The 22291-nt window shown below is 53.1% G+C and carries 21 protein-coding genes, 2 tRNA genes and 3 pseudogenes; 13 read left to right on the top strand and 13 right to left on the bottom strand.

All coding sequences use genetic code 11. The features are described 5' to 3' along the window. Nucleotides 1-26 precede the first annotated feature (26 nt). Both uvrC and uvrY read right to left on the bottom strand, forming a co-directional pair. Entirely contained in the window at nucleotides 27-1859 is a 1833-nt protein-coding gene (uvrC, locus tag HA45_RS09095) for an excinuclease ABC subunit UvrC (RefSeq protein WP_100702657.1), read from the bottom strand. Continuing rightward, a pseudogene (gene uvrY, locus HA45_RS09090) lies at nucleotides 1852-2510 on the bottom strand (UvrY/SirA/GacA family response regulator transcription factor). The gene uvrC and the pseudogene uvrY overlap by 8 nt, the downstream one beginning before the upstream one ends. A 429-nt stretch (nucleotides 2511-2939) precedes the next feature. On the opposite strand from uvrY, the gene HA45_RS09085 reads away from it, so the two are divergent. Further along, nucleotides 2940-3167: a DUF2594 family protein gene (locus tag HA45_RS09085; RefSeq protein WP_100702655.1), complete on the top strand. Its 228-nt coding sequence runs from the start codon at nucleotides 2940-2942 to the stop codon at nucleotides 3165-3167. Nucleotides 3168-3197: 30 nt separating this feature from the next. On the opposite strand, the gene HA45_RS09080 is transcribed toward HA45_RS09085, so the two are convergent. Continuing rightward, nucleotides 3198-3809: an acyl-homoserine-lactone synthase gene (locus HA45_RS09080; protein ID WP_100702654.1), complete on the bottom strand. Its 612-nt coding sequence runs from the start codon at nucleotides 3807-3809 to the stop codon at nucleotides 3198-3200. Nucleotides 3810-3932: 123 nt separating this feature from the next. Then, the gene (locus HA45_RS09075) at nucleotides 3933-4655 is read right to left on the bottom strand and encodes an autoinducer binding domain-containing protein (RefSeq protein WP_100702653.1); all 723 of its coding nucleotides are present in this window, start codon (nucleotides 4653-4655) and stop codon (nucleotides 3933-3935) included. 551 nt (nucleotides 4656-5206) lie between these two features. Between HA45_RS09075 and HA45_RS09070 the strand changes: the two genes are divergently transcribed. Continuing rightward, complete coding sequence (locus tag HA45_RS09070; RefSeq protein ID WP_100702652.1) at nucleotides 5207-5881, top strand: DUF4396 domain-containing protein; 675 nt, start codon at nucleotides 5207-5209, stop codon at nucleotides 5879-5881. On the opposite strand, the gene HA45_RS09065 is transcribed toward HA45_RS09070, so the two are convergent. Next, entirely contained in the window at nucleotides 5882-6580 is a 699-nt protein-coding gene (locus HA45_RS09065) for an extensin-like domain-containing protein (RefSeq protein ID WP_100702651.1), read from the bottom strand. Nucleotides 6581-6864: 284 nt separating this feature from the next. On the opposite strand from HA45_RS09065, the gene cycA reads away from it, so the two are divergent. Further along, complete coding sequence (gene cycA / locus HA45_RS09060) at nucleotides 6865-8256, top strand: D-serine/D-alanine/glycine transporter (RefSeq protein ID WP_100702650.1); 1392 nt, start codon at nucleotides 6865-6867, stop codon at nucleotides 8254-8256. 43 nt (nucleotides 8257-8299) lie between these two features. Here the strand turns inward: cycA and HA45_RS09055 are convergent, their stop codons facing one another. Next, on the bottom strand, nucleotides 8300-9274 hold the full coding sequence (locus tag HA45_RS09055) for a metal-dependent hydrolase (protein ID WP_100702649.1): 975 nt from the start codon (nucleotides 9272-9274) through the stop codon (nucleotides 8300-8302). Nucleotides 9275-9296: 22 nt separating this feature from the next. After that, the gene (gene rutR / locus HA45_RS09050) at nucleotides 9297-9869 is read right to left on the bottom strand and encodes an HTH-type transcriptional regulator RutR (protein ID WP_128598914.1); all 573 of its coding nucleotides are present in this window, start codon (nucleotides 9867-9869) and stop codon (nucleotides 9297-9299) included. A 370-nt stretch (nucleotides 9870-10239) separates the two neighbouring features. On the opposite strand from rutR, the gene rutA reads away from it, so the two are divergent. From rutA to rutG, 5 genes and pseudogenes are all read left to right on the top strand, one after another. After that, nucleotides 10240-11331 (top strand): pyrimidine utilization protein A, encoded by a 1092-nt coding sequence (rutA, locus tag HA45_RS09045; RefSeq protein ID WP_100702648.1) that lies wholly within the window; start codon nucleotides 10240-10242, stop codon nucleotides 11329-11331. Then, a complete protein-coding gene (gene rutB, locus HA45_RS09040) occupies nucleotides 11331-12041 on the top strand; it encodes a pyrimidine utilization protein B (RefSeq protein WP_100702647.1) in 711 nt (236 codons plus the stop codon). The genes rutA and rutB overlap by 1 nt, the downstream gene beginning before the upstream one ends. A gap of 44 nt (nucleotides 12042-12085) precedes the next feature. After that, nucleotides 12086-12481 carry a pyrimidine utilization protein C gene (gene rutC, locus HA45_RS09035; protein ID WP_100702646.1) on the top strand — a complete coding sequence of 132 codons (396 nt, stop codon included), beginning with the start codon at nucleotides 12086-12088 and terminating at the stop codon, nucleotides 12479-12481. Further along, the gene (rutD, locus tag HA45_RS09030; RefSeq protein WP_100702645.1) at nucleotides 12481-13284 is read left to right on the top strand and encodes a pyrimidine utilization protein D; all 804 of its coding nucleotides are present in this window, start codon (nucleotides 12481-12483) and stop codon (nucleotides 13282-13284) included. Before rutC ends, rutD begins: the two co-directional genes overlap by 1 nt. A gap of 118 nt (nucleotides 13285-13402) precedes the next feature. Continuing rightward, nucleotides 13403-14727, top strand: a pseudogene (gene rutG / locus HA45_RS09025) (pyrimidine utilization transport protein G). Here the strand turns inward: rutG and HA45_RS09020 are convergent. Together HA45_RS09020 and HA45_RS09015 are read right to left on the bottom strand one after the other, a co-directional pair. Next, nucleotides 14724-15638, bottom strand: a complete 915-nt coding sequence (locus HA45_RS09020; RefSeq protein WP_100702643.1) for a DMT family transporter — start codon at nucleotides 15636-15638, stop codon at nucleotides 14724-14726. The pseudogene rutG and the gene HA45_RS09020 sit on opposite strands and share 4 nt — an antisense overlap. 109 nt (nucleotides 15639-15747) lie before the next feature. Continuing rightward, on the bottom strand, nucleotides 15748-15912 hold the full coding sequence (locus HA45_RS09015; protein WP_071845623.1) for a con-10 family general stress protein: 165 nt from the start codon (nucleotides 15910-15912) through the stop codon (nucleotides 15748-15750). A 310-nt stretch (nucleotides 15913-16222) separates the two neighbouring features. On the opposite strand from HA45_RS09015, the gene wrbA reads away from it, so the two are divergent. From wrbA to HA45_RS09000, 3 genes and pseudogenes are all read left to right on the top strand, one after another. Further along, complete coding sequence (gene wrbA / locus HA45_RS09010; RefSeq protein WP_100702642.1) at nucleotides 16223-16822, top strand: NAD(P)H:quinone oxidoreductase; 600 nt, start codon at nucleotides 16223-16225, stop codon at nucleotides 16820-16822. A 20-nt stretch (nucleotides 16823-16842) separates the two neighbouring features. Next, nucleotides 16843-17073: a YccJ family protein gene (locus HA45_RS09005; protein ID WP_100702641.1), complete on the top strand. Its 231-nt coding sequence runs from the start codon at nucleotides 16843-16845 to the stop codon at nucleotides 17071-17073. A gap of 54 nt (nucleotides 17074-17127) precedes the next feature. Then, a pseudogene (locus HA45_RS09000) lies at nucleotides 17128-18499 on the top strand (NAD-dependent succinate-semialdehyde dehydrogenase). A 47-nt stretch (nucleotides 18500-18546) separates the two neighbouring features. Here the strand turns inward: HA45_RS09000 and agp are convergent. The 3 genes from agp to HA45_RS08985 form a co-directional block, all read right to left on the bottom strand. Next, on the bottom strand, nucleotides 18547-20187 hold the full coding sequence (gene agp / locus HA45_RS08995) for a bifunctional glucose-1-phosphatase/inositol phosphatase (RefSeq protein WP_205960954.1): 1641 nt from the start codon (nucleotides 20185-20187) through the stop codon (nucleotides 18547-18549). Between the two features lie 256 nt (nucleotides 20188-20443). Then, nucleotides 20444-20531 (bottom strand) — tRNA-Ser (locus HA45_RS08990). Between the two features lie 35 nt (nucleotides 20532-20566). Further along, a tRNA-Ser gene (locus tag HA45_RS08985) sits at nucleotides 20567-20654 on the bottom strand. 224 nt (nucleotides 20655-20878) lie between these two features. Between HA45_RS08985 and yccA the strand changes: the two genes are divergently transcribed. Then, nucleotides 20879-21535 carry an FtsH protease modulator YccA gene (gene yccA / locus HA45_RS08980; protein ID WP_100702638.1) on the top strand — a complete coding sequence of 219 codons (657 nt, stop codon included), beginning with the start codon at nucleotides 20879-20881 and terminating at the stop codon, nucleotides 21533-21535. A 98-nt stretch (nucleotides 21536-21633) separates the two neighbouring features. Beyond that, nucleotides 21634-21960, top strand: coding sequence for a sulfurtransferase TusE (gene tusE / locus HA45_RS08975; RefSeq protein WP_100702637.1), 327 nt, complete (start codon nucleotides 21634-21636; stop codon nucleotides 21958-21960). Here the strand turns inward: tusE and yccX are convergent, their stop codons facing one another. Continuing rightward, nucleotides 21961-22239 carry an acylphosphatase gene (yccX, locus tag HA45_RS08970; RefSeq protein ID WP_100702636.1) on the bottom strand — a complete coding sequence of 93 codons (279 nt, stop codon included), beginning with the start codon at nucleotides 22237-22239 and terminating at the stop codon, nucleotides 21961-21963. Nucleotides 22240-22291: the final 52 nt, after the last annotated feature.

Raw genomic sequence — 22291 nt, 5'->3', positions numbered from 1 at the left:
CCTACATTGCCCCCCCTGTTTCAATGTTAGTGTTTCAGCGAGTGGTAGATTTTTTCTGCTAACGCTGAAGAAATACCCGGAACTTTGGCAATCTCATCGACGCTGGCATTCATCAATGGTTGCAGGCCACCCATATACTTAAGTAGCTGCTGACGGCGTTTGGGGCCGACGCCTTCGATGCTTTCAAGCGCACTGGTGTTCTTTACTTTGGCGCGTTTTTTACGGTGACCCGAAATTGCATGATTGTGAGAGTCATCACGAATATGCTGGATCACATGCAGCGCCGGCGAGTCCGGCGGCAGCGAAACGCCCTCACCTTCCGCTTCGAAGAACAGCGTTTCCAGACCGGCTTTACGATCAGTGCCTTTTGCCACGCCCAGCAAGATAGGACGATCTTTGTCCCAGGGCACATCCAGTTCAGCAAACACCCGCTTCGCTTGCGCCAGTTGGCCTTTACCGCCATCGATGATAATCACATCGGGAATTTTATCTTCTTCCAGCGCTTTACCATATCGACGGCGTAATACCTGATTCATCGCCGCATAATCATCGCCTGGCGTGATGCCCTCAATGTTATAACGACGATAATCGGAGCGCAGTGGGCCATCACGGTTAAACACCACGCACGAGGCAATGGTCTGCTCGCCCATCGTGTGGCTGATGTCGAAACACTCCATACGTTTGATGATGTCCAGCTCAAGAAACACCGCCAACGCCGCCAGCCGCTGTTGAATCGTGGAGTGCTGAGAGAGTTTGGTGGTTAATGCGCTGGCTGCATTGGTGCGCGCCAGCTTAAGGTAACGTGCCCGATCGCCACGCGGTTTGCTTTGAATATTGACTTTACGCCCCGCCAGTTCGCTCAAAGACGTCGCCAGCAGCTCGCGCTCGGGCAGCGTGAAGTCCAGCAGAATATCCGCAGGCAAGGTACGCGCTTCGCTGCCTTGCAGATAAAACTGGCCGACAAAGGTTTGCACCACTTCAGTGAGATCGGTATCAGCAGGTACTTTGGGGAAATAACTGCGGCTGCCCAACACTTTACCCTGCCGAATAAACAATACGTGCAAACAAGCCATTCCGGCATCGAACGCCACGCCCATCACATCCAGATCGTCCCCCTGATTGGAGACAAACTGTTTCTCAGTGACACGCCGAACCGCCTGAATCTGATCGCGCAGGCGCGCCGCTTCTTCAAAACGCAGCCCATGACTGGCATCTTCCATACGTTTAACCAGTTGGTTGATTACCTGGTCATCTTTACCGGCCAGGAACAGTCGCACGTAATCCGTCTGCTGCACATACTCTTCTTCGCTGACCAATCCGGCAACGCACGGCCCAAGGCAACGGCCAATCTGATATTGCAAACAAGGACGCGAGCGATTGCGATAGACACTGTTTTCACACTGACGAATAGGAAAAACTTTTTGCAACAGCGCCAGCGTTTCACGCACGGCATAACCATTGGGGAACGGTCCAAAATATTCCCCTTTGGCATGCTTGGCACCACGATGCATCGCCAGCCGCGGATGGGTATCGGCACTGAGAAAAATATAGGGATAGGATTTGTCATCGCGCAGCAACACGTTATAACGCGGCTGATAAAGCTTGATGTAGTTATGCTCAAGCAGCAGCGCTTCGGTTTCGGTATGCGTAACGGTGACATCAATGTTCTGGATGTTACTGACCAGCACTTCGGTTTTACGGCTGCCAACCTGTGCACGGAAATAACTGGTCAGGCGCTTTTTGAGGTCTTTCGCTTTACCCACATAGATCACCGTGCCTGTCGCGTCATACATACGATAGACGCCGGGCTGACTGGTCACGGTGCTGAGAAAGGCTTTGGAATTGAAAACGTCACTCACTACTGATTAACGGCTCCGCATTGAACAGGCCATGTCGTATGGCCAGGTGCGTTAACTCTACGTCGCCACTGATATTCAGCTTACTGAACATGCGATAACGGTAGCTGTTAACGGTTTTGGGCTGAGATTGAGCTGCTCGGAAATATCCGTCACCTTTTGCCCTCGGGTGATCATCAGCATAATCTGCAATTCCCGTTCCGACAAACAGCTAAACGGTGATTCCGCTCTTTGTGGCTCGATTTGGCTCAGTGCCATTTGTTGCGCAATATCTGACGCGATATAGCGCTGACCAGAATGCACCGAACGAATCGCACTCACCACTTCTTGCGGGGCCGCACCTTTGCTCAGGTAACCGGCTGCTCCCGCCTGCATGACTTTCGCAGGCAGCGGGTTTTCCGTGTGTATGGTCAGCATAATGATGCGGATGTCAGGATTGAAGCGCACAATTTTGCGCGTCGCTTCCAGGCCACCAATGCCGGGCATATTCATGTCCATCAGCACGACGTCAACGGGATTGCTACGGCACCACTTAACCGCATCTTCACCACAAGCCACTTCCCCGGCAATTACCAATCCCTTCATATCTTCCAGTATGCGGCGAATACCGGCGCGAACCAGTTCATGGTCATCAACAAGAAGCAGGCTGATCAACGGGACGTACTCCGCAGGTTAGTGAGGGGAAAATATATTACAGGAGGGCCATCTTACCGGGTTTGCCGGAGAAAAAACATCTGGTAACGCAGATAAATCCCAAACAGAATGACCTAAATCAATGCTTCACCCACGGCGCTTGATTTCTTACTAATTCGTAATAACATGCAAGAATTAAAATGTTAAATTGTGACTAATATCATTAAGTTATAATTTATAGCCATTTGTGCTGACGCATTTTCGCCCAAATTTCAATTATCCCCTTTGACGCATTTTCCTCAGTCGATAAATAGCGCAAACGTTAATTAATCGCCGCAATGGTCTCCACCGCTTCGCCTGGGCTAAATTCCTCCGACAACCCTATGATATACTCTGTTTTTACACACAGGTATTGTGTCAACATTGAGTAACACCACCAAGGAGTCAATTATGAGTGATGAGAACTTTTCAACTTCGCAGGATACGCAGGCGCTGGCAGATGAAGTGGCTTGCCTGAAAATGATGGTGACGCTGATTCTGAAGGGAATGGGTCAGGCAGATGCCGGTAAGGTGATTATCAATATGGAGCGCTACGTGCAGAGCGCATTAGCCGATAAACCGCAGGCGGAAGTGTTCAGCAACACCATTCGTCAAATCAAAACCGCTTATCGTCAATAAGCGGCATGCCCCGCGCACCGCGCGGGGTGATTAGCTGTGCGACTGCCAGTTGACGGAAACACCGAGTGACGGTAAGACCTCTTCAGGACTGAAGCGGCGCGTACCACGATATTTATCTGCCAGCGCCGGTTGATGCACCGGAATGCGAATGGCAAACAGATTATCTTCGGATTGAATCAGGCCCGGTGACAATGGCTCGTACTCGACCCGGTGCTGTTCAAACATCTTTTCCAGCATCGGCGTGGCTGAACTGATGAGATAATCCATACCACTCAGTTCCGCCAGTTGCACAGAGTGCCATAAAATAGTCAGCGGCAGCTCCACATCGACTTCCAGACGAGCCGAAAAGCGCGACATTTCCCAGACTTTGTGCTGATCGAACGGTAGCACCATGCCCTCTGGCACTTCGGGCTCATTCCACGGCAGTAAACGCGCGCAGCCGCAAATGCCCTGACGCGCATTCCAGGCGATTATCCAGGTCACATCAGAACGATCAAAACGGTCATATTCCTGGCCGGGCGTGCTTAATCGCGGCGGAATGGACCAGCCTTCACCACGCGCAAATACGCTGTAGCGATACGTTCCCAATTCTGCCAACAAAGAGGACGGCATATCCTTAAGCTGTGTTTGAATTACTTTCATCATGCGCCCCTGACATCCCCCATGTTTGCAATGATTTCTTTGCGCCAGCCTGGCAAAGTTCCGGCGCAGGGTAGACAACTGACTAAAGAGTGGGAACTACTAAAATTAGTAGTTGCCTTTTTGCTATATCAGGCCAATTGCTGCCGCATAACATGCAATCTGCGTTTTATTGGAAACATTAAAACGCTTTTGCATATTCTTTTGGTGAAAATTCACCGTATGTTCAGAAATCGCTAAAATAAGTGAAATTTCCGCAGAGGTTTTTCCTTCTGCCGTCCATTTCAGAATTTCCAGTTCGCGTTGACTAAAATCATTAGATAAAACGACCATAGAACTGTCATTCAGTCGCTCAAGCACGCGCAAACTCAGTTCCGCCAGAAGATGCAGTTTCACCTCTAGCTGAACGCGTAAGTGTTGGGTCTGACTGTGAAGCGACGATGCTATAGATAATATACCAATGGCACGATTTGGCGCCATTGCCGAGCAAGAAAAGCCGCTATTGAGACCTGCAGCGTTTGCATCCGCCCATAAATTACCTGCGCCGGTAAATAAATCACGCGTCCATTCCACGCCACGCCCCGGTCGCTGACAAAGTAACAGCACCGGATCAACAGCATAATAGTTTTCGCTTTCATAGCGTTTTACCCAGCTTTCCGGGTAAGTACTGAACAAAAACACGCGCGGCCGGGTAAAAGGCACGGGATGCTGAACCAAAAAAGCGAAGGAATCAAAACCCAGCGCTTCAATGTGTTTTTGTAATAGCTTTTTTACCTGCAGCACTTCCGTCAGCGCCTGAAATTCATTTTCAGTTTCGCTACGCCAGACGAAATAATTATCGGTAGTCATTATTGCCTCAGCGTTGTTTCACGCTTTAACTTGTTATTCGTTCTGATTAACACAAAAATAAATTAACGAGAGAAAAAATATTGATTGAGATGAGAGCAGCCCGCGGGGTAACAATCATAAACGTCCTGTTGTCAATGCGTTACCATTATTGGGGGCTGTAAGCAGATATTTTTTGCTAACAGCTTCACAACTTTAATCCTCTTTCGTGATTAGAATAGGATTTTTCTGAAGGAGTTTCAATCACCCTGTTCATCGAAAATTATCATTAGATTGATAAATTTTTAGCATCGTCATTAACTAAAATCACTCACTTAAGAGCGGTTACTGATAACTAAAGACTATTTAGCGGGACGATTACCCATCGGCTTAGTCTTCATCCCAGCTATTTCTGTGGCAAGCACGACAACCGGATTTCCGCCACCCTCTTTTCCGGCTACTCTTAGAGGATGCGCGGCGCAACACGCCACGGGATTTTGCAAAGGGAAGACAATGCCGCAGCATCTACTCAGGCGCATTGTTGCGCGTATTCGGGCATCCAAACGGGACTGACTATGTTGAACCAGTTGGCATTACCTTTCCTTGTGCTGGGCGGCTGTACAGCCCTGATGATTCTAAAAGATCTTTTCCGTCACCCGCATCCGGTGGCGATAATGAATATCATCTGGCCATTAACCGGCCTCTATATGCCCTTCATCGGCTGGCTGGCCTGGTGGTATCTGGGACGTAAACCGTCGCGTCAGGTAAAACTCGCCCTGTTGGTTCCCCAAAAAATTCAGAGTAATGCCAGCTGGCAGACGATATTTATTTCCACCTCTTTATCCGCCGCTGCTTGTATATTCGGCGACATCATGACACTCCCAATAATCACCCTGCTAAATCAATTTGCCATTAACCCAACCCTCTGGATGCAGGCGATTATTTGCGTGATAGTTTCATTCGTGGTGGGATTATTTTTCCAGTTTCTGGCTATTCGCCAACGTGAAAAACGTTCATTTGGCCGCGCGTTATTATTAGCATTTAAAACCGAAACTTTTCCGCTGCTCATTTATCAATTAGGTATTTTTATCTTTATGGCGCTGGCACTAAAATTTGTGCTCAATCAGCAAATCAATCCATTGCTGGTGGCATTCTGGTTTATGCTGCAATTGTCCATGATAATCGGCTTTCTATTCTCCTGGCCGGCTAATCATTTCCTGATAAAACGTGGGCTTAATCCCGCCGTCTAGTTAACGACAGTACCCTGCGCCGCGCATGCCGAGATGAAAATGCCCGGCGTGGGCAGCGTTGTAATCTGGCCCCAGCGCATTGCCAAAGGTGGCACAACCGTTGCGCCACAACGCATGAAGACCGGCCGCTGCATCCTCTGGTTGCTGCCAGTTTTTACTCACCTGAAGCCAACGCCCGTTAGCCAACTGAAACCCTGTCACATCCCATGCATCAGCTGTGGCATGTTCGCTCAAGCGACCTTGCTGGCGATGATAGATATTGCGACAGGCATAGCTGCCAACATGGGCAATTCGCCGGAGTGGGCTGTTAATCCCTGCCTGCTGCAACGCGGCTGTGCTGTTTACGACAAATAGCGTACTGCTGACGGCCATCGGACAGCTGGCAATAAAACTGCTGCTCAATGTCACTTCCCCAAAACCGCTCACCCGAACAGGTTGATCAATCGGGCAATCGCCTTTTAGCGCGGGGACGCGACGAAACGCTACCCATCCCTGTTGGCTCGCGCGCTCCATTACCGCCAGACACGCGGCGGGGTCGTGACTTAAGCGTTGTAATTTATAACGCATCATCCATCCTGGAGGATCGGTGACCGACAGCGGCGTAAACGGATTCCACTGTGGCGGAAGATGAATTTTTAGCCAGGGCAAACACCACCAGCCGCACAGGGCCAGCACTGCAACAGCAATGAATGCGCGCACCACACCTCACGTTTACTGATTAATAGAACCACTAAGTGTAGATGGCTAAAAGTCGCTATCACGGAGAAAAGGCTTAATTGTTGAAGATTTACGCGAAATGACCGAGGTTTATGCCATGTAAATTTTTACTGACAGAACGAATCGCGTAAAAGGTCACAATTGTTAAAAAACAATTACCGAGAGTAGCGGCCTTTCCACTATCTTATGCCACTTACCCTGTAAAAGGGTGCGTCATCCAACAGCCAGTAGAGCTGACACAACATCAAGACAGGAAAGATATCTTTATGGTTGATCAATCCAAAGAGGCGCTGGTAGAGGCCGAACAGCCGGAAAAACTCCAGCGTAATCTGCATAACCGTCATATCCAGCTGATCGCCATCGGTGGCGCGATTGGCACCGGGTTGTTTATGGGCTCAGGTAAAACCATCAGTCTGGCCGGACCCTCGATCATTTTCGTTTATATGATCATCGGTTTTATGCTGTTCTTCGTTATGCGCGCGATGGGTGAGTTGCTGCTCTCTAATCTCGAATATAAATCCTTCAGCGATTTCGCCGCCGATTTACTCGGCCCGTGGGCGGGATACTTTACCGGCTGGACTTACTGGTTCTGTTGGGTGGTCACCGGCATTGCTGATGTTGTCGCCATTAGCGCCTATTTCCAGCTCTGGTTCCCCGATTTTTCCATCTGGATGAGTGCACTGCTGTGTATTGTGGTGTTCCTTGCGCTCAACGTGGCCACGGTGAAACTGTTTGGCGAGATGGAGTTTTGGTTCGCCATTATTAAAATCGTGGCGATTGTGGCGCTGATCGTCACCGGCATCGTGCTGGTGAGCATGCATTACCCTTCACCAGGCGGCAGCACCGCTTCACTCAGTAATATCTGGGATCACGGTGGTATGTTCCCGAAAGGCCTGAGCGGTTTCTTTGCGGGCTTCCAGATTGCGGTGTTCGCGTTTGTGGGTATTGAGTTAGTGGGGACGGCGGCGGCGGAAACCAAAGATCCGCACAAGGTCTTACCGCGCGCGATTAACGCCATTCCTTTACGCATCATTATGTTTTACGTATTGGCGCTGCTGGTGATCATGGCAGTGACGCCGTGGAATCAGGTACTGCCTAACCGCAGTCCGTTTGTTGAGATGTTTGTGCTGATCGGTTTACCTGCTGCTGCCAGCATCGTTAACTTCGTAGTGCTGACTTCAGCTGCGTCTTCGGCTAACAGCGGAATCTTTTCAACCAGCCGCATGCTGTATGGCCTGGCGGAACAAGGCGTAGCGCATAAAGCCTTTGGTCGTCTGTCGTCGCGCGCCGTTCCCACCACCGGGCTGTTCTTCTCGTGCTTCTGCCTGCTGTGTGGTGTTGCGCTGATTTATCTGATCCCTGACGTGATGACCGTATTCACCATGGTCACCACGGTGTCCGCGATTCTGTTTATGTTCGTCTGGACCATTATCCTGTGCAGCTATCTGGCATATCGTAAACAGCATCCACAGCGCCATGCGGAATCGAAGTTTAAGATGCCGCTGGGCAAGTTGATGTGCTGGGTATGCATGGCGTTCTTCGCCTTTGTGCTGGTGCTGCTGACCCTACAGGAAGATACCCGCCAGGCGCTGATGGTGACGCCGCTGTGGTTTGTAATCCTTACCATGGGCTGGCTACTACGTCGTCGTAAAGCCTGATAACCCTGCCGATAAAAAGCCCCGACACTCTCGGGGCTTTTTTTTATAGCCTTTCGCGTAATTTATGCCATGCCTGCACCAATGATGGCCGCACAGAAGGTTCTCTTTCTGGTGCTGGTTCCGGGGCATGTGCCGACCCGAGATTGAAGGTGAAGGTGTAATCTGGCGCTTCCCCCATCCTCAAATCCGAGATTAAGGTATCTTCACCCTGCTGCTGCATGGCGTAAAAACCGTGGCTAAACCAGGCAACTCGCTCGGCATACCAGTCACCTTTAAATGCATCGAACAGTTGCGGATTGCGCGGATGCCAACGGATCTCCAGCGCACGATCAGGTGATAGCAGAGACCAATAGGCTTCCCCGTAGCGATCGGGGGTGATAATAACGGTTCGCCACACCAAAGTATTAAACGCCGTTGGCGTCACCAGCACTTGCTGCGGCTTGATGGATTGCTGGGTTAAATCACGACCGATGTGCTGCGTCGCCACGGCCTGCACCACCATGCTCCAGCCGAGATACAGCGTGCTGAGCAACAAACCAGCCTGGTTCCAGCGTAATCCCACCCCATCACGCCGCCACAAGGCAATGCCGAGGGCAATCAACAGCGGCAAGGTATATAGCGGATCGATGATGTACATGCTGCCAATAGCGTAGGGAAAATCGGTAAAGGGCAAGCCAAGTTGAGTACCGTATACCGTGGTGAGATCGAGCAAAGGGTGGGTAATCAGTGCCAGCCAGATAGCCAGACACCAACTGCGCCAGCTGGTACGACTGCGGGTGATGCCAGCCACCAGCCAACCCAGCAACGGTGCAATCAGCGTCAGCCATAGCAGCGCATGGCTTTCGGTGCGATGCAGCGTCATATTGCGAATGGCATCGCCGTGGTCGATAAAGACATCAAGATCGGGCAAGGTGCCGGCAATCGCGCCGACCAGCGCCGATTGCCACAGTGGCACGCGCTTGCCCATCACCGCGACGGTAACCGCCGCGCCCAAGGTCAGTTGTGATAGCGAATCCATGCACGCTCCTGGCTAAGCGGGATCAGCGCACGCGGATCCCTTCAATAATCATGCGCTGTACATTCTCCAGCGTCTGTTCAAAAAACTCAGGGTCGCTCAGTGTTTGGCCGGTGATGGCCTCCACCTGCGACGCAAAATCAGCGTAGTGTTGCGTGGTCGCCCACAGCAGGAAAAACAGATGCTGTGGCTGCACGCCCGCTAATCGACCTTCTGTGATCCACTGTTCAATGATGGCGGCTTTTTCATCCACCAGCGCTTTTAAATCACCGGCTAATTCGCCTTTAAGCAACGGCGCGCCTTGTAACATCTCCAGGCAGAACAGGCGCGAGGCCTGCGGGTGATCGCGCGAGACTTCCAGCTTAAGACGAATATATTTCCGTATAGCGGTCAGAGGATCCTGATCGTGGCGTAATGCGCGCAGCGGCGCCAACCAAACGTCAAGAATCTCTTTCAACACCGCAACATACAGCACCTCTTTCGAAGGATAGTAGTAGAGCAGATTGGTCTTGGAGACATCAGCCCGTTCCGCCACTTTATCGAGGCTGGTGCCGTGAATACCGTATTGCGAGAAGAAGGTTAACGCCGCTTCCAGAATCGCGGCCCGTTTGGCGGCAACGGCTCGCGAACGTCGCCCCGGTTTTTTTCATCGCTTTTCACACTGTTACCTCTTCCATCCTGCATAACCGCATCATAACAAAGGCCCTCTTTCCTGCCTAATCGCTGCCACTGCACCTTTTTTGACCATGCCACGCATGAAAAATGTGCAAAAGGTTTTGACCAAACGGTCTGTTTTAGACCATTCACTCCACTTTATCGCGCAGTGGATTTTTAACACATTGTTGTACAAGACATTTAAAAATGTGGCACAGGCTTTGCAATTTTGTGACTGAGCGCCGCCCACAGGATGTGTGCAGGAAGCAGCGTAGCGCGTGAAGCAATTCCCGTTCAATGCAGAGAGGTTTCACATGAAAATTGGCGTCTTCATCCCGATTGGCAACAATGGCTGGCTCATCTCCACTCATGCGCCGCAGTACAAACCGACATTTGAACTGAACAAAGAGATTGTGCTGAAAGCCGAGCACTATCACTTCGACTTTGCGTTATCGATGATTAAGTTGCGCGGCTTCGGTGGCAAAACCGAGTTTTGGGATCACAACCTCGAGTCCTTCACACTGATGGCGGGACTCGCGGCGGTGACCTCACGCATTGAAATTTATGCCACGGCAGCCACTCTGACGCTGCCACCGGCGATTGTGGCTCGCATGGCCTCAACCATTGATTCCATCTCCAATGGTCGTTTCGGCGTCAACCTGGTCACCGGCTGGCAAAAGCCCGAATACGAGCAGATGGGCTTATGGCCGGGTGATGAATACTTCTCCAGCCGTTACGACTACCTCACGGAATACGTTACCGTGCTGCGCGATTTATGGGGCAAAGGCCAGAGCGATTTCAAAGGTGAATTCTTCACCATGAACGACTGCCGCGTCAGTCCGCAGCCGCAAAAACCGATGAAAGTGATCTGCGCCGGTCAGAGCGATGCCGGTATGGCATTTTCCGCCCAGCATGCCGATTACAACTTCTGCTTCGGTAAAGGGGTGAACACCCCAACCGCCTTCGCCCCCACCGCTAGCCGCATGAAAGCGGCGGCCGATAACGCCGGACGTGATGTCGGTTCTTACGTGCTGTTTATGATCATCGCCGCCGAAAGCGACGAAGCTGCGCGCGCTAAATGGGAGCATTACAAAGCGGGCGCCGATGAAGAAGCCCTTGCCTGGCTGACCACGCAAAGCCAGCAGGACACCAAATCTGGCAGTGACACCAACGTGCGTCAGATGGCCGATCCCACTTCGGCGGTGAATATAAATATGGGCACACTGGTGGGCTCTTACGCCAATGTGGCACGAATGTTGGATGAAGTTGCTGAGGTCGACGGCACTCAGGGCGTATTACTGACCTTTGATGATTTCCTGCAGGGCATCGAGGATTTCGGTCAACGTATCCAGCCGCTAATGCAGTGCCGCCAAAATGTCATCACATCGCAGAAGGAGGTTGCCTGATGAGTACCATCACTTGCGCCCACACATCGAGCTTGCCCAACATCACCCTGCCCGCGCGTCCCGAGGCGATCGCGCTACCGCCAGCACAAAGTGCGTTGATTGTGGTGGACATGCAGAACGCCTACGCCACCGAAGGCGGTTATCTCGACCTTGCGGGTTTTGATGTCTCGGCCACCAAACCGGTGATCGCCAAAATCCATCAGGCGGTGACTGCTGCCCGTGCTGCAGGCATACAAATCATCTGGTTCCAAAACGGCTGGGACGATCAATACGTCGAAGCGGGTGATGCCGGCTCGCCTAATTTTCATAAATCGAATGCGCTAAAAACCATGCGTAAACGTCCTGAATTGCAGGGCACCTTGCTCTCCAAAGGCGGATGGGATTATGCGCTGGTGGATGAACTGGTGCCGCAGGCGGGCGACATCGTGCTGCCAAAACCACGCTATAGCGGTTTCTTCAATACGCCGCTCGACAGCATGCTACGCAGCCGTGGTATCCGCCATTTGGTGTTCACCGGCATCGCCACCAACGTGTGCGTTGAATCGACGCTGCGCGATGGTTTCTTCCTCGAATATTTCGGCGTGGTGCTGGAAGACGCCACTTATCAGGCTGGCCCGCCGTTCGCTCAGCAGGCAGCGATTTTCAATATTGAAACCTTCTTTGGCTGGGTCAGCGATACGAACACGTTTTGTGAAGCCCTGAAAGCCTAGGATCTCTATCACCTGCAAAACCATAACGATAAGGAACAGCGACGATGCCTAAAAGTGTGATCATTCCTGCCGGTAGCGGCACCCCGATAGCGCCCTTTGTGCCGGGAACGCTGGCCGACGGCGTGGTGTATGTATCAGGCACGCTACCGTTCGATGCCAATAACAATGTGGTACACGTTGGCGATGCGGCGGCACAAACTCGCCACGTGCTGGAAACCATCAAAAAGGTGATTGAGACCGCCGGCGGCAACATGAATGACGTCACCTTCAACTCCATTTTTCTCACCGACTGGAGCAATTACGCAGCCATTAACCAGGTTTACGCCGAGTATTTTCCCGGTGATAAGCCTGCACGCTTCTGCATTCAATGCGGATTGGTCAAACCGGATGCGCTGATTGAGATCGCCAGCGTGGCTCACATTGGCAGCCAGGAGGCGTAATGCATCTTGAGACCCATGGATTAACGGCTGACGATGCCCCTACGCTGGTGTTGTCTTCAGGACTTGGCGGTGTGGCTGGCTTCTGGCAACCCCAGTTGGCGGCACTGACGCCACATTATCGCGTGGTGACTTACGACCAGCGCGGTACCGGACGCAGTGCCGATACGCTGCCAGAAGGCTACACCATGGCGATGATGGCAGCTGAATTAGCAGAACTGCTGGCAGAGCACGACATTCATCATTACGACATTGTTGGCCATGCGCTGGGCGGGTTGATTGGCTTGCAGTTGGCACTGGATTACCCCGAACGCGTTGGTCGCGTTGTGGTGATTAACGGCTGGCTATCGCTGGATGCCCACACGCAGCGCTGCTTCCAGGTCCGCCAGGATTTGTTGCTGAACGTGGGCGTAGAAGCCTTTGTGCGTGCTCAGCCGCTGTTCCTGTATCCCGCCGAATGGCTGGCGCGTAATCAAACGCGGATCAACGCAGAAGATGCCCATCACGTAATGCATTTTCAGGGGATGGAAAATCTGCTACGCCGATTACATGCGCTGATGAGCTGCGATTTTCGCCCGCATGCTAAGCAGATCGCTCAGCCAGTATTAGTTATTTGCAGCCAGGACGACCTGCTGGTGCCGTGGAGTTGTTCTCCGCAACTGGCGCAGGCTCTGCCCAATAGCAGTTTGATTGAGATGGCATGGGGCGGACATGCCATGAGCGTGACCGATGCCGATAACTTTAATGCGCTACTGCTGGAATGGCTGGCCGAAACGGCATCCTCTGCACAGCATGCCCTGAGCTAGACAGAAGAGCACAACGATGATCGGCCTGAGCTTGCAGGAATATCATCAGCTTTTACGGCAGGACGCCCGCTAACGCCGCCCTGTGCGGCCTGGTTCCACCGACACCCTGGAGAAGACGATGGCGAGTTCCTGGTTCCCCCGCTGGCAGAAAAAGTCAGCCATGACCGAAGATGGGCTGATTGCACCGGATGAAACGCTGCCGTTTGGGCAGACCTTCGTGCTTGGCCTGCAGCATGCTGTAGCAATGTTTGGCGCAACGGTGCTTATGCCGTTGTTAATGGGCCTCGATCCTAACCTGGCGATTCTGGTTTCCGGCATCGGCACGCTGCTGTTTTTGTGGTGACCGGCGGCCGTATCCCCAGTTATCTTGGCTCCAGTGCGGCGTTTGTCGGGGTGATTATTGCTGTGACCGGATTCAACGGTCAGGGACTGAACCCCAACCTGTCGCTGGCGCTGGGCGGCGTGATCGCGTGCGGCGCACTTTATACGCTGATCGGGGCCATTGTCATGAAAGTCGGCACGGGCTGGATTGAACGTTTGATGCCACCGGTGGTGACCGGCGCGGTGGTGATGGCGATTGGCCTGAATCTGGCACCGATCGCCGTTCACGGCGTTTCCGCCTCAATGTTCGACAGCTGGATGGCGGTCATGACGGTACTGTGCATTGGCGTGGTGGCGGTATTCACCCGCGGTCTGGTGCAACGCTTACTGATTCTGGTTGGATTGATCGTTGCCTGGGCCATCTACGCGTTGCTGACCAATGTGTTTGGCCTGGGTAAACCGGTGGATTTCAGCGGCATGGCCAATGCGCCGTGGTTTGGTTTACCGCATACCACCGCGCCAGTATTCGATATGCAGGCAATTGTGATGATCGCGCCGGTGGCAATCATTCTGGTGGCGGAAAATCTCGGGCACATCAAGGCTGTTGCCGGCATGACCGGGCGTAATCTTGATCCCTGGATGGGCCGCGCGTTTGTCGGTGATGGCCTGGCCACCATGTTGTCCGGTTCGATCGGGGGCAGCGGCGTCACCACTTACGCGGAAAATATCGGCGTAATGGCGGTGACCAAAGTTTACTCAACGCTGGCGTTTGTCGCCGCCGCTGTCATCGCGTTGGTACTCGGTTTTTCACCGAAGTTCGGCGCATTAATTCACACCATTCCCGGCCCGGTCATTGGTGGCGCATCGATTGTGGTGTTTGGCTTGATTGCCGTGGCAGGTGCGCGTATTTGGGTGCAGAACCACGTGGATTTTAATCAGAACGGTAATCTCATCATGGTTGCTACCACGCTGGTGCTGGGTGCAGGCGACTTTGCTTTAAAAATCGGCAGTTTCACCCTTGGCGGGATTGGCACTGCGACCTTTGGTGCGATCATCCTTAACGCGATTCTTAAACGTCGCGGTGCCGCACTGGCAAACCAGGCGGCACGGCAGCATCCTTAAGGTTCTTGCGGTGCCTGCTCGGGCACCGCTTTTTTCCGGCGAAAACGCAATTCGCTGACGATCACCCCACACACAATTAGCACTCCGCCCAACAGCGCGGCAGCGGGTAAACGTTCACCCGCCATACGCCCAACGACGCCAGCCCAAACCGGTTCGCCCGCGTAAATCACCGTAGCACGCGTCGGTGATACGCTACGCTGTGCCCAATTCATGGTGACCTGAATCAGTGCGCTCGCCGCCCCCAAACCTAGCGCGCTAAATAACAGTGGCGCAGACATTGATGGAACCGACTCACCGTTCGGGATCATAAAAACAAACGCGCAGGCTGACGCCACCATCAGCTGGACCAGGGTCACGCGGCGCACATCGACCTGACCGGCGTAGCGGCTGATCAGTATGATTTCTGCCGCAATCGCTAACGTGCTGATTAATGTGGCTATCTCACCCGCGTTTAACGTCAGGCTGCCGTCCTGTGGACCCGCGACCAGCACCAGGCCGGTAAACGCCAGCAAGATGCCTATCCACGCCATGATACCCGGTGGGCGGCGCAGAAATAACCATTGCAGCAACGGCACGACCGGTACATATAACGCGGTGAGAAATGCCGACTGACTACTGGAAATGGTTTGCATACCCCAGGTTTGCAAGCCATAGCCGCCCGCAATCGACAGGCCAATTAACGCACCGGCTTTAATTTCCAGCCACGTCATCTGCTTTAAGTAGCGACGGAAGAAGAACGCCAGCAGCAGTGAAGCCGTGGCAAATCGCAGTCCGACAAAGAAAAAAGGACCGGAGTGTGCCATCGCTCGGTGCACCACCAAAAAGGTGCCACCCCAAACCATGGTGATGAAGATGAGAACCAGTTCCTGGCGCGAGATGCGCAGGCTGAGACGAGAGGTTGTAGCGGACATAACGCACCAAAATAATCTGTTGGCGGTCATTTTTGCCTGGTAACAGGGGGAAATGCAATGTCTGTTACCGCCGGGTGAACCCGGCGGTTGGGGAATCGAAAGCAATCGCCTACTTCTTGCTGCGACTGCGTCCCCCTTTTTCACCTGCTTCGGAAGCGCGCTGCGGATCGTTTCTGAAATTACCCCCGCTATTTTTGCCGCCTTTGCGACCTGCTTCCGCGGCTCTTTCACGGTCTTCCGCAAAATTGCCTGATCCTCCACGATGTTGAGCCATCATTTCCTCCAGGGATTGAGCATCGGTGGTTAGGACTTTTCATCCAGTTTGGTGAAAAGCAAGGTGGCGAAAGGTTCGCATCACCTGAACAAAGAATAGCCAGGCGAGCCTGAGATCTGGCTGATATTCATACTTTGAAACACATAATCCACTTATTTTTGCCCTGTTAACCAGATTAATGGCCCCGTTACAAGCGGTTAGTCGGGGAAAAGCGCAGCGGTAATCGGACAAGTCCCTCCCTCTCGCCCGCACCTCGCGCAGTCTCTTCTATACTTCTGAATACTCATCACCCTCAGCAGGATAGAAAACCATGGCAAAAGTTTTGGTGCTTTATTACTCAATGTATGGACATATCGAAACCATGGCACAAGCCGTGGCAGAAGGCGCAAAGAGTGTGAGCGGTGCGGAGGTCACCATCCTTCGTGTTCCGGAAAGTATGGATGCGGAAAGATTTGCACAGGTCGGTGGCAAGGTGAATCAGGCTGCGGCAGAAGCTAAGCCGGAAGATCTGACCGAGTACGATGCCATCATCGTCGGTACGCCGACCCGCTTTGGCAACATGACAGGCCAGATGCGCAATTTCTGGGATCGTACTGGCGGGTTATGGGCTTCGGGCGCACTGTACGGCAAACTGGCCAGTGTGTTCGCTTCCACCGGCACCGGTGGCGGTCAGGAACAAACCATCACTTCCGTGTGGACCACCCTCGCCCATCACGGCATGGTCATCGTACCCATCGGTTACGGCACCAAACAACTCTTCGATATTTCTCAGGTTCGTGGCGGCACGCCTTACGGCGCAACCACGATTGCCGGCGGTGATGGCTCACGTCAGCCGTCTGCGGAAGAACTGGAAATTGCCCGCTATCAGGGCCAATACGTCGCCGGACTGGCGGTAAAACTGCAAGGATAAATCCACAACAGGAGACCTGTATGGCCACAGAACAGTCGAAAGCTCACCACGTGGGCGAATGGGCCACGCTGCGCCACACCTCGCCAGAAATTGCTGAAGCGATATTTGAGGTGGCAAATTATGACGAACGAATCGCGGAAGAAATCTGGCGTCAGCAAGGTAGCGACGATGTGCTGCTCCGCGCCTTTGATAAAACCGACCAGGACGTTCTGACGTGGGACGATAAAACGGTCGAGCGTAAAAACGTTTAACTCACAGGCGGGCATGTCCCGCCTTTGTCATCTTTTCATGCCAAGGAGCCATTTATGTCAGCCTATCAAAGCATCAACCCAGCCAATAACGAGTTGCTAAAATCCTGGCCCGCCCACAATGACACCTTTACGCATCAGGCGCTCGGCACAGCAGATGAGCTGTACCATTCCCCGTGGAGCAAAGGCGATATTCAACCGCGTCTGCAGGTGTTGCATCGGTTGGCCGACCTGATCGAGCAACGTGTTGACGAGCTGGCGGCGATTGCCAGCCGCGAGATGGGCAAGCTCATTGGGCAGAGCCGTGGTGAAGTAAAAATATGTGCGCAGATCGCCCGTTATTATGCCGAGCATGCGGCTAACTTTTTACAGGCTCAGCCTTATCCCAGCACCGTGGGCGACGCCTGGCTTGAGTACCATCCGATTGGGGTGATTGTGGCCGTCGAGCCGTGGAACTTCCCGTACTACCAACTGATGCGGGTACTGGCTCCTAACCTGGCATTGGGAAATCCGGTGCTGGCAAAACATGCCAATAATGTGCCGCACTGTGCGGATGTATTCGAAAAGCTGGTTGAAGAAGCGGGCGCGCCAAAAGGGGCGTGGACTAACCTGTTCATTTCTAATCAGCAGGTTGCCGATCTGATTGCTGATCCGCGCGTGCAGGGTGTTGCCTTGACCGGATCGGAACGCGCCGGTAGCGCCGTGGCGGAACAGGCGGGCAAGCATCTGAAAAATCCACTCTTGAGCTGGGTGGCAACGATGTTTTGTGGTGCTGGATGATGCCGATATCGACGAAGCTGTGCGTCAAGGTGCGCAGGCACGCTTGAGTAACTGCGGGCAAGTCTGTACCGCTGCGAAACGCTTTATCCTGCATGAGAAGATTGCCACGGAGTTTATGGCCAAATTCAGTGCGGCGCTGCAATCGGTCACGCCGGGCGACCCGCTGGATGAAAAAACCACACTCGGCCCGCTGTCGTCACAAGAGGCACGCGATAGATTAGTGAAGCAGGTCGACGATGCAGTCAAGCAAGGTGCGCGCGTGGAGTTTGGCGGTAAAGTGATTGAGGGCGTGGGATGTTATTACCAGCCAACGGTTCTCACCGGCCTGACCCCGAGTAATCCAGCCTATTATCAGGAGTTCTTTGGCCCGGTTGCTCAGGTTTATGTGGTGGCGGACGATCGAACGGCGGTGGCTCTGGCCAACGATTCGCATTACGGATTGGGCGGTTCGGTGTGGACACGCGATATAGTGCGCGGCCGAAATATGGCATCGCAGATTGAAACCGGCATGGTGTTTATTAATTCGCAAAGTGATACCGCCGCGGAGTTGCCGTTTGGTGGCGTTAAGCGCTCGGGTTATGGACGCGAGTTGTCCGATCTTGGCTTAAAAGAATTCGCCAATCAGAAACTGGTGGTGGTAGCCGGTTAAAGGAAATAAAAAACCCCGTCGCGACGGGGTTTTTCATGACCGCGAACTTAGTTGCTGGCGGGCGCAGGTTGCGCCGCATTGCCTTGAGGTTTGGCTGGCGCTGCATCTGACTGCGCTTTTTGCGCGGCTGCTGCATCCGCTTTCGCTTTGTCGTCCGCCGCTTTCTGCGCGCTGGCTTTCTCCGCTTTCGCTTTATCCTCTGCCGCCTTCTGGGCAGCCGCTTTGTCCGCTTTCGCTTTCTCTTCGGCAGCTTTCGCATCAGCCGCTTTCTGCGCAGCGGCTTTATCTGCTGCGGCTTTATCTGCGGTAGCCTTATCGGCAGCCGCTTTATCCGCCGCGGCTTGATCGGCTTTTACTTTGGCATCGTCATTTGCAGCCGCCGCCGGTGCGGGCTGTGCAGCAGGTTGTGCTGCCGGAGCCGGTGCCGCGGGCTGCAACGGCGTGCCCTGCAATGAGGTGTTCAACGCCGTGGTAAACTGATCCCAGCTGCAGTAACCGTTGGCATCGGCATCACAGCCTGCCAATTGCAGAGTGACACGCTTCGGCGGATTCTTCAGGCTCAGCACATCTGCATTGCGCAGCTGCTCGGCTGTCTGATAAACAAATTCCACTTTCAGCAGGTCTTTATTGTTTTTGGCATCGTGCCAGCGTTCAAATACGACCTGGCCACCAATCGGTGTTTTCTCATCGTTGCCAGGCAGTTCGTAAGGCTTAACCTGCAATGCACTGAGCAGTGAGGCGATATTCGAATCGTGCCCTACCATGACCGTGACTTTCGGCGCGTTGGCTTTATCCTGGTCCACTAATTGACTGCGAATGTAATCCACCAGCGGAGCCGCCACTTCACGTGCGACATCAGGAGAGGTAAACAACGCATCCTGATAGCCGTTTTTGATCGCCGCAAGGGTCTTCCACTGCTCTGGGGTTTTGATCTGACCCCAGGCCACCTGATCGGCCGGGAAGCCTTCGTAATATTGCAGCGTGAAAGCGTCTACCAGCGAATTGCCGATTTTCAATGGACCATTCACGTTTGGCTCTTTGCCATTTTCCGCGCTAAAGGTGTTGTCACCGCTGCTTAAATCACACTGTTTTTTGCCATTACAGGCCGGTGCTGATTTGTAATCGACAATTTTCTCTAACTGCTGGAAAGCGGGCTTCAGCGCCAGTTTTTCATTGGCTGCGGTCATTGCGGCCAGCGCTTTCTTATTGAAATCATCGCTGCCGTCAGTGATCACCGGATTAAAGATAGGATCCATGGTGCCCATCGCATCCTGATGCGACACCGAGATATCACAACCTGGGAAGGCGCCAGTAATGAAATACTGCGCGGTGGCGACCGTACGCTGCAAGCTATTGGCATAGACAAAAATGTTGCTGCTGTCTGGACAGGTGCCGCTCTGCACCAGGCCCTGCTGTGCCAGCCACTGACGGGTATAGTTACCCATGTAGACTTCCAGCACACCGCCTTTGGTGGTCAACTCGCCGCCGGGAACATCCCACTGCGGCCAGTTTTTCTTGGTGGATTGTTCCAGCACGCTGCCATTGTTGGCTAGCGGGGCGCGCAGATTGTGGCGACTCAGCATCAGTACTTGCTGCAGCTGCATATCTCCATCCGCCGCATAAGCAGACATACCCAGCGGAAGCGCAGCGATAACTGACAACGCGCAAAGACTCAGTTTCTTGATCATTGTGCCTATTCCATAATTCATCAGTGAAACACTCTGGCATTCAAACGATTAGCTCGCCATTGAGCGAATTACCGCACAGTGTAACCCAGCTTGCCTCGGAAAATCGCCAGATGTTTACAAAAACAGTGAATGGAATATAGCAGTAAACGCGCGTGCCGTCGGGTTACAGCAGCAGATTGAAAAGCAACGGGATGTTTTTCGGAATTCCGGAACGCAGAAAAGCAAAAAGCCCGCATTTCTGCGGGCTTCTTTAATATGGCGGAGGAACAGAGATTCGAACTCTGGGATGGTTTCCCATCGACGGTTTTCAAGACCGTTGCCTTAAGCCACTCGGCCATCCCTCCGGAAATCTTTTTGTAACGTCACTCTGCAAGAGTGATGGCGGAGGAGGAGAGATTCGAACTCTCGGATGGTTTCCCATCGACGGTTTTCAAGACCGTTGCCTTAAGCCACTCGGCCACCCCTCCGCAATGAGGCGCACTATAAACATCCCCCCGAACGATGTAAAGCGTGTAATGAATCGTTCGCCTGAAAAACAGTCAAAATCCATTTTTTCGATGTCAAATTCGCCATTCTGCTCAGTGAAACAGCAATTTATCGCGTAAAGATGGGTAAAACGCCTTTGCTGTCTGGTAGCCGTTGCGTATCCTCAGGCCATATTTGGTGTTCTCTCTCTATAATGGAGCGCATGATGGATAGAATAATCAGCTCGTCGCAGCAGCAATCACTGATCAGCACCCACAAAGTGCTGCGCAATACCTACTTCTTACTGGGCATTACGCTGGCGTTCTCAGCCCTCACCGCCACGCTTAGCACCGTCTACGCGTTACCGTCTCCGGGATTGATCCTGATGCTGGTGGGCTTTTACGGCTTAATGTTCCTGACTCATCGTCTGGCCAATAGCCCGGCAGGTATTTTGGCAGCCTTCGCTTTTACCGGTTTCCTCGGTTACTGCCTTGGCCCAATCCTGAGTTCCTTCCTCGCTGCGGGCATGGGTGATGTGATTGCCATGGCGCTCGGCGGTACCGCGCTGGTGTTCTTCTGCTGCTCCGCCTACGTCCTGACCACGCGCCGTGATATGTCGTTCCTCGGCGGGATGATGATGGCAGGCTTCGTGGTGCTGTTGGTTGCTGTGGTTGCAAATATCTTCCTGCAACTGCCGGCGCTGCATCTGGCCATCAGTGCACTGTTTATCCTGTTTTCTGCCGGTGCCATCCTGTGGGAAACCAGCAACATTATTCATGGCGGCGAAACCAACTATATTCGTGCGACGGTGAGCCTGTATGTCTCGCTGTACAACATCTTTGTCAGCCTGCTGAGCCTGCTGGGCTTCGCCAGTAAAGATTAAGCGACATCATCGCTGTGTTAACCCCGCTTCGGCGGGGTTTTTGCTTTTTAAGCACCGCCGAACTTACAATATGATGATTGATGCTGTGAGGATGAACTGTGATTTTTGCCGGTAACGAGATAGCCACCGATACGGAAGGCTATTTAAAAAATAGCGCAGACTGGAACGAAGCACTCGCTGCGGCGATTGCCGAGCAGGAAGCGATTGTTATGAGCGAGGCACACTGGGAAGTGGTGCTTTTTGTCCGCGCTTTTTATCAAGAGTTCAATACTTCCCCGGCGGTGCGTATGTTGGTCAAAGCAATGGCGCAAAAATACGGTGAGGAAAAGGGCAACAGCCGTTATTTGTTCCGACTGTTCCCGGAGGGCCCAGCCAAACAAGCCACGAAAATTGCCGGTTTGCCTAAACCCGCCAAATGCCTGTGATCAACCCGTGGTAAATCGGGTGGGAATCGGTGCGGCTTGATGGGGTTCCACCAGCACCTTATCAACGCGAGCGCTGGTTGGCCCACCCGCTTTTAACCAGGCGATCAACGCATCCACCTTTTGTTCATCACCCGCGGCCAGTACTTCGACGCTGCCGTCACGCAGATTGTGTGCATAGCCCGTGACGCCTAACTGATTAGCCTGCGCCTGAGTGTAATAACGAAAGCCTACCCCTTGCACAATTCCGTGCACCCAGATTTTGTAGCACGTGTTCGCCATCGTAAACTCCCCTTTGTGCGTTGCAATTTGCCGCCATCCACCGGAAAATGGC

The sequence above is a fragment of the Pantoea rodasii genome, from assembly GCF_002095465.1.
GTDB classification, from domain to species: Bacteria; Pseudomonadota; Gammaproteobacteria; order Enterobacterales; family Enterobacteriaceae; genus Pantoea; species Pantoea rodasii.
The sequence above is the reverse complement of the archived record's forward strand: the minus strand, read 5'-3'. Positions and strand labels throughout refer to the sequence as shown.

Excerpts from the sequence above, each read along its gene's own strand:
- HA45_RS09085 (WP_100702655.1), top strand. The coding sequence starts at position 2,940 with ATGAGTGATGAGAACTTTTCAACTTCGCAGGATACGCAGGCGCTGGCA.
- HA45_RS09080 (WP_100702654.1), bottom strand. The coding sequence starts at position 3,809 with ATGAAAGTAATTCAAACACAGCTTAAGGATATGCCGTCCTCTTTGTTG.
- HA45_RS09075 (WP_100702653.1), bottom strand. The coding sequence starts at position 4,655 with ATGACTACCGATAATTATTTCGTCTGGCGTAGCGAAACTGAAAATGAA.
- HA45_RS09070 (WP_100702652.1), top strand. The coding sequence starts at position 5,207 with ATGTTGAACCAGTTGGCATTACCTTTCCTTGTGCTGGGCGGCTGTACA.
- cycA (WP_100702650.1), top strand. The coding sequence starts at position 6,865 with ATGGTTGATCAATCCAAAGAGGCGCTGGTAGAGGCCGAACAGCCGGAA.
- HA45_RS09055 (WP_100702649.1), bottom strand. The coding sequence starts at position 9,274 with ATGGATTCGCTATCACAACTGACCTTGGGCGCGGCGGTTACCGTCGCG.
- rutA (WP_100702648.1), top strand. The coding sequence starts at position 10,240 with ATGAAAATTGGCGTCTTCATCCCGATTGGCAACAATGGCTGGCTCATC.
- rutB (WP_100702647.1), top strand. The coding sequence starts at position 11,331 with ATGAGTACCATCACTTGCGCCCACACATCGAGCTTGCCCAACATCACC.
- rutC (WP_100702646.1), top strand. The coding sequence starts at position 12,086 with ATGCCTAAAAGTGTGATCATTCCTGCCGGTAGCGGCACCCCGATAGCG.
- rutD (WP_100702645.1), top strand. The coding sequence starts at position 12,481 with ATGCATCTTGAGACCCATGGATTAACGGCTGACGATGCCCCTACGCTG.
- HA45_RS09020 (WP_100702643.1), bottom strand. The coding sequence starts at position 15,638 with ATGTCCGCTACAACCTCTCGTCTCAGCCTGCGCATCTCGCGCCAGGAA.
- HA45_RS09015 (WP_071845623.1), bottom strand. The coding sequence starts at position 15,912 with ATGGCTCAACATCGTGGAGGATCAGGCAATTTTGCGGAAGACCGTGAA.
- wrbA (WP_100702642.1), top strand. The coding sequence starts at position 16,223 with ATGGCAAAAGTTTTGGTGCTTTATTACTCAATGTATGGACATATCGAA.
- HA45_RS09005 (WP_100702641.1), top strand. The coding sequence starts at position 16,843 with ATGGCCACAGAACAGTCGAAAGCTCACCACGTGGGCGAATGGGCCACG.
- agp (WP_205960954.1), bottom strand. The coding sequence starts at position 20,187 with ATGATCAAGAAACTGAGTCTTTGCGCGTTGTCAGTTATCGCTGCGCTT.
- yccA (WP_100702638.1), top strand. The coding sequence starts at position 20,879 with ATGGATAGAATAATCAGCTCGTCGCAGCAGCAATCACTGATCAGCACC.
- yccX (WP_100702636.1), bottom strand. The coding sequence starts at position 22,239 with ATGGCGAACACGTGCTACAAAATCTGGGTGCACGGAATTGTGCAAGGG.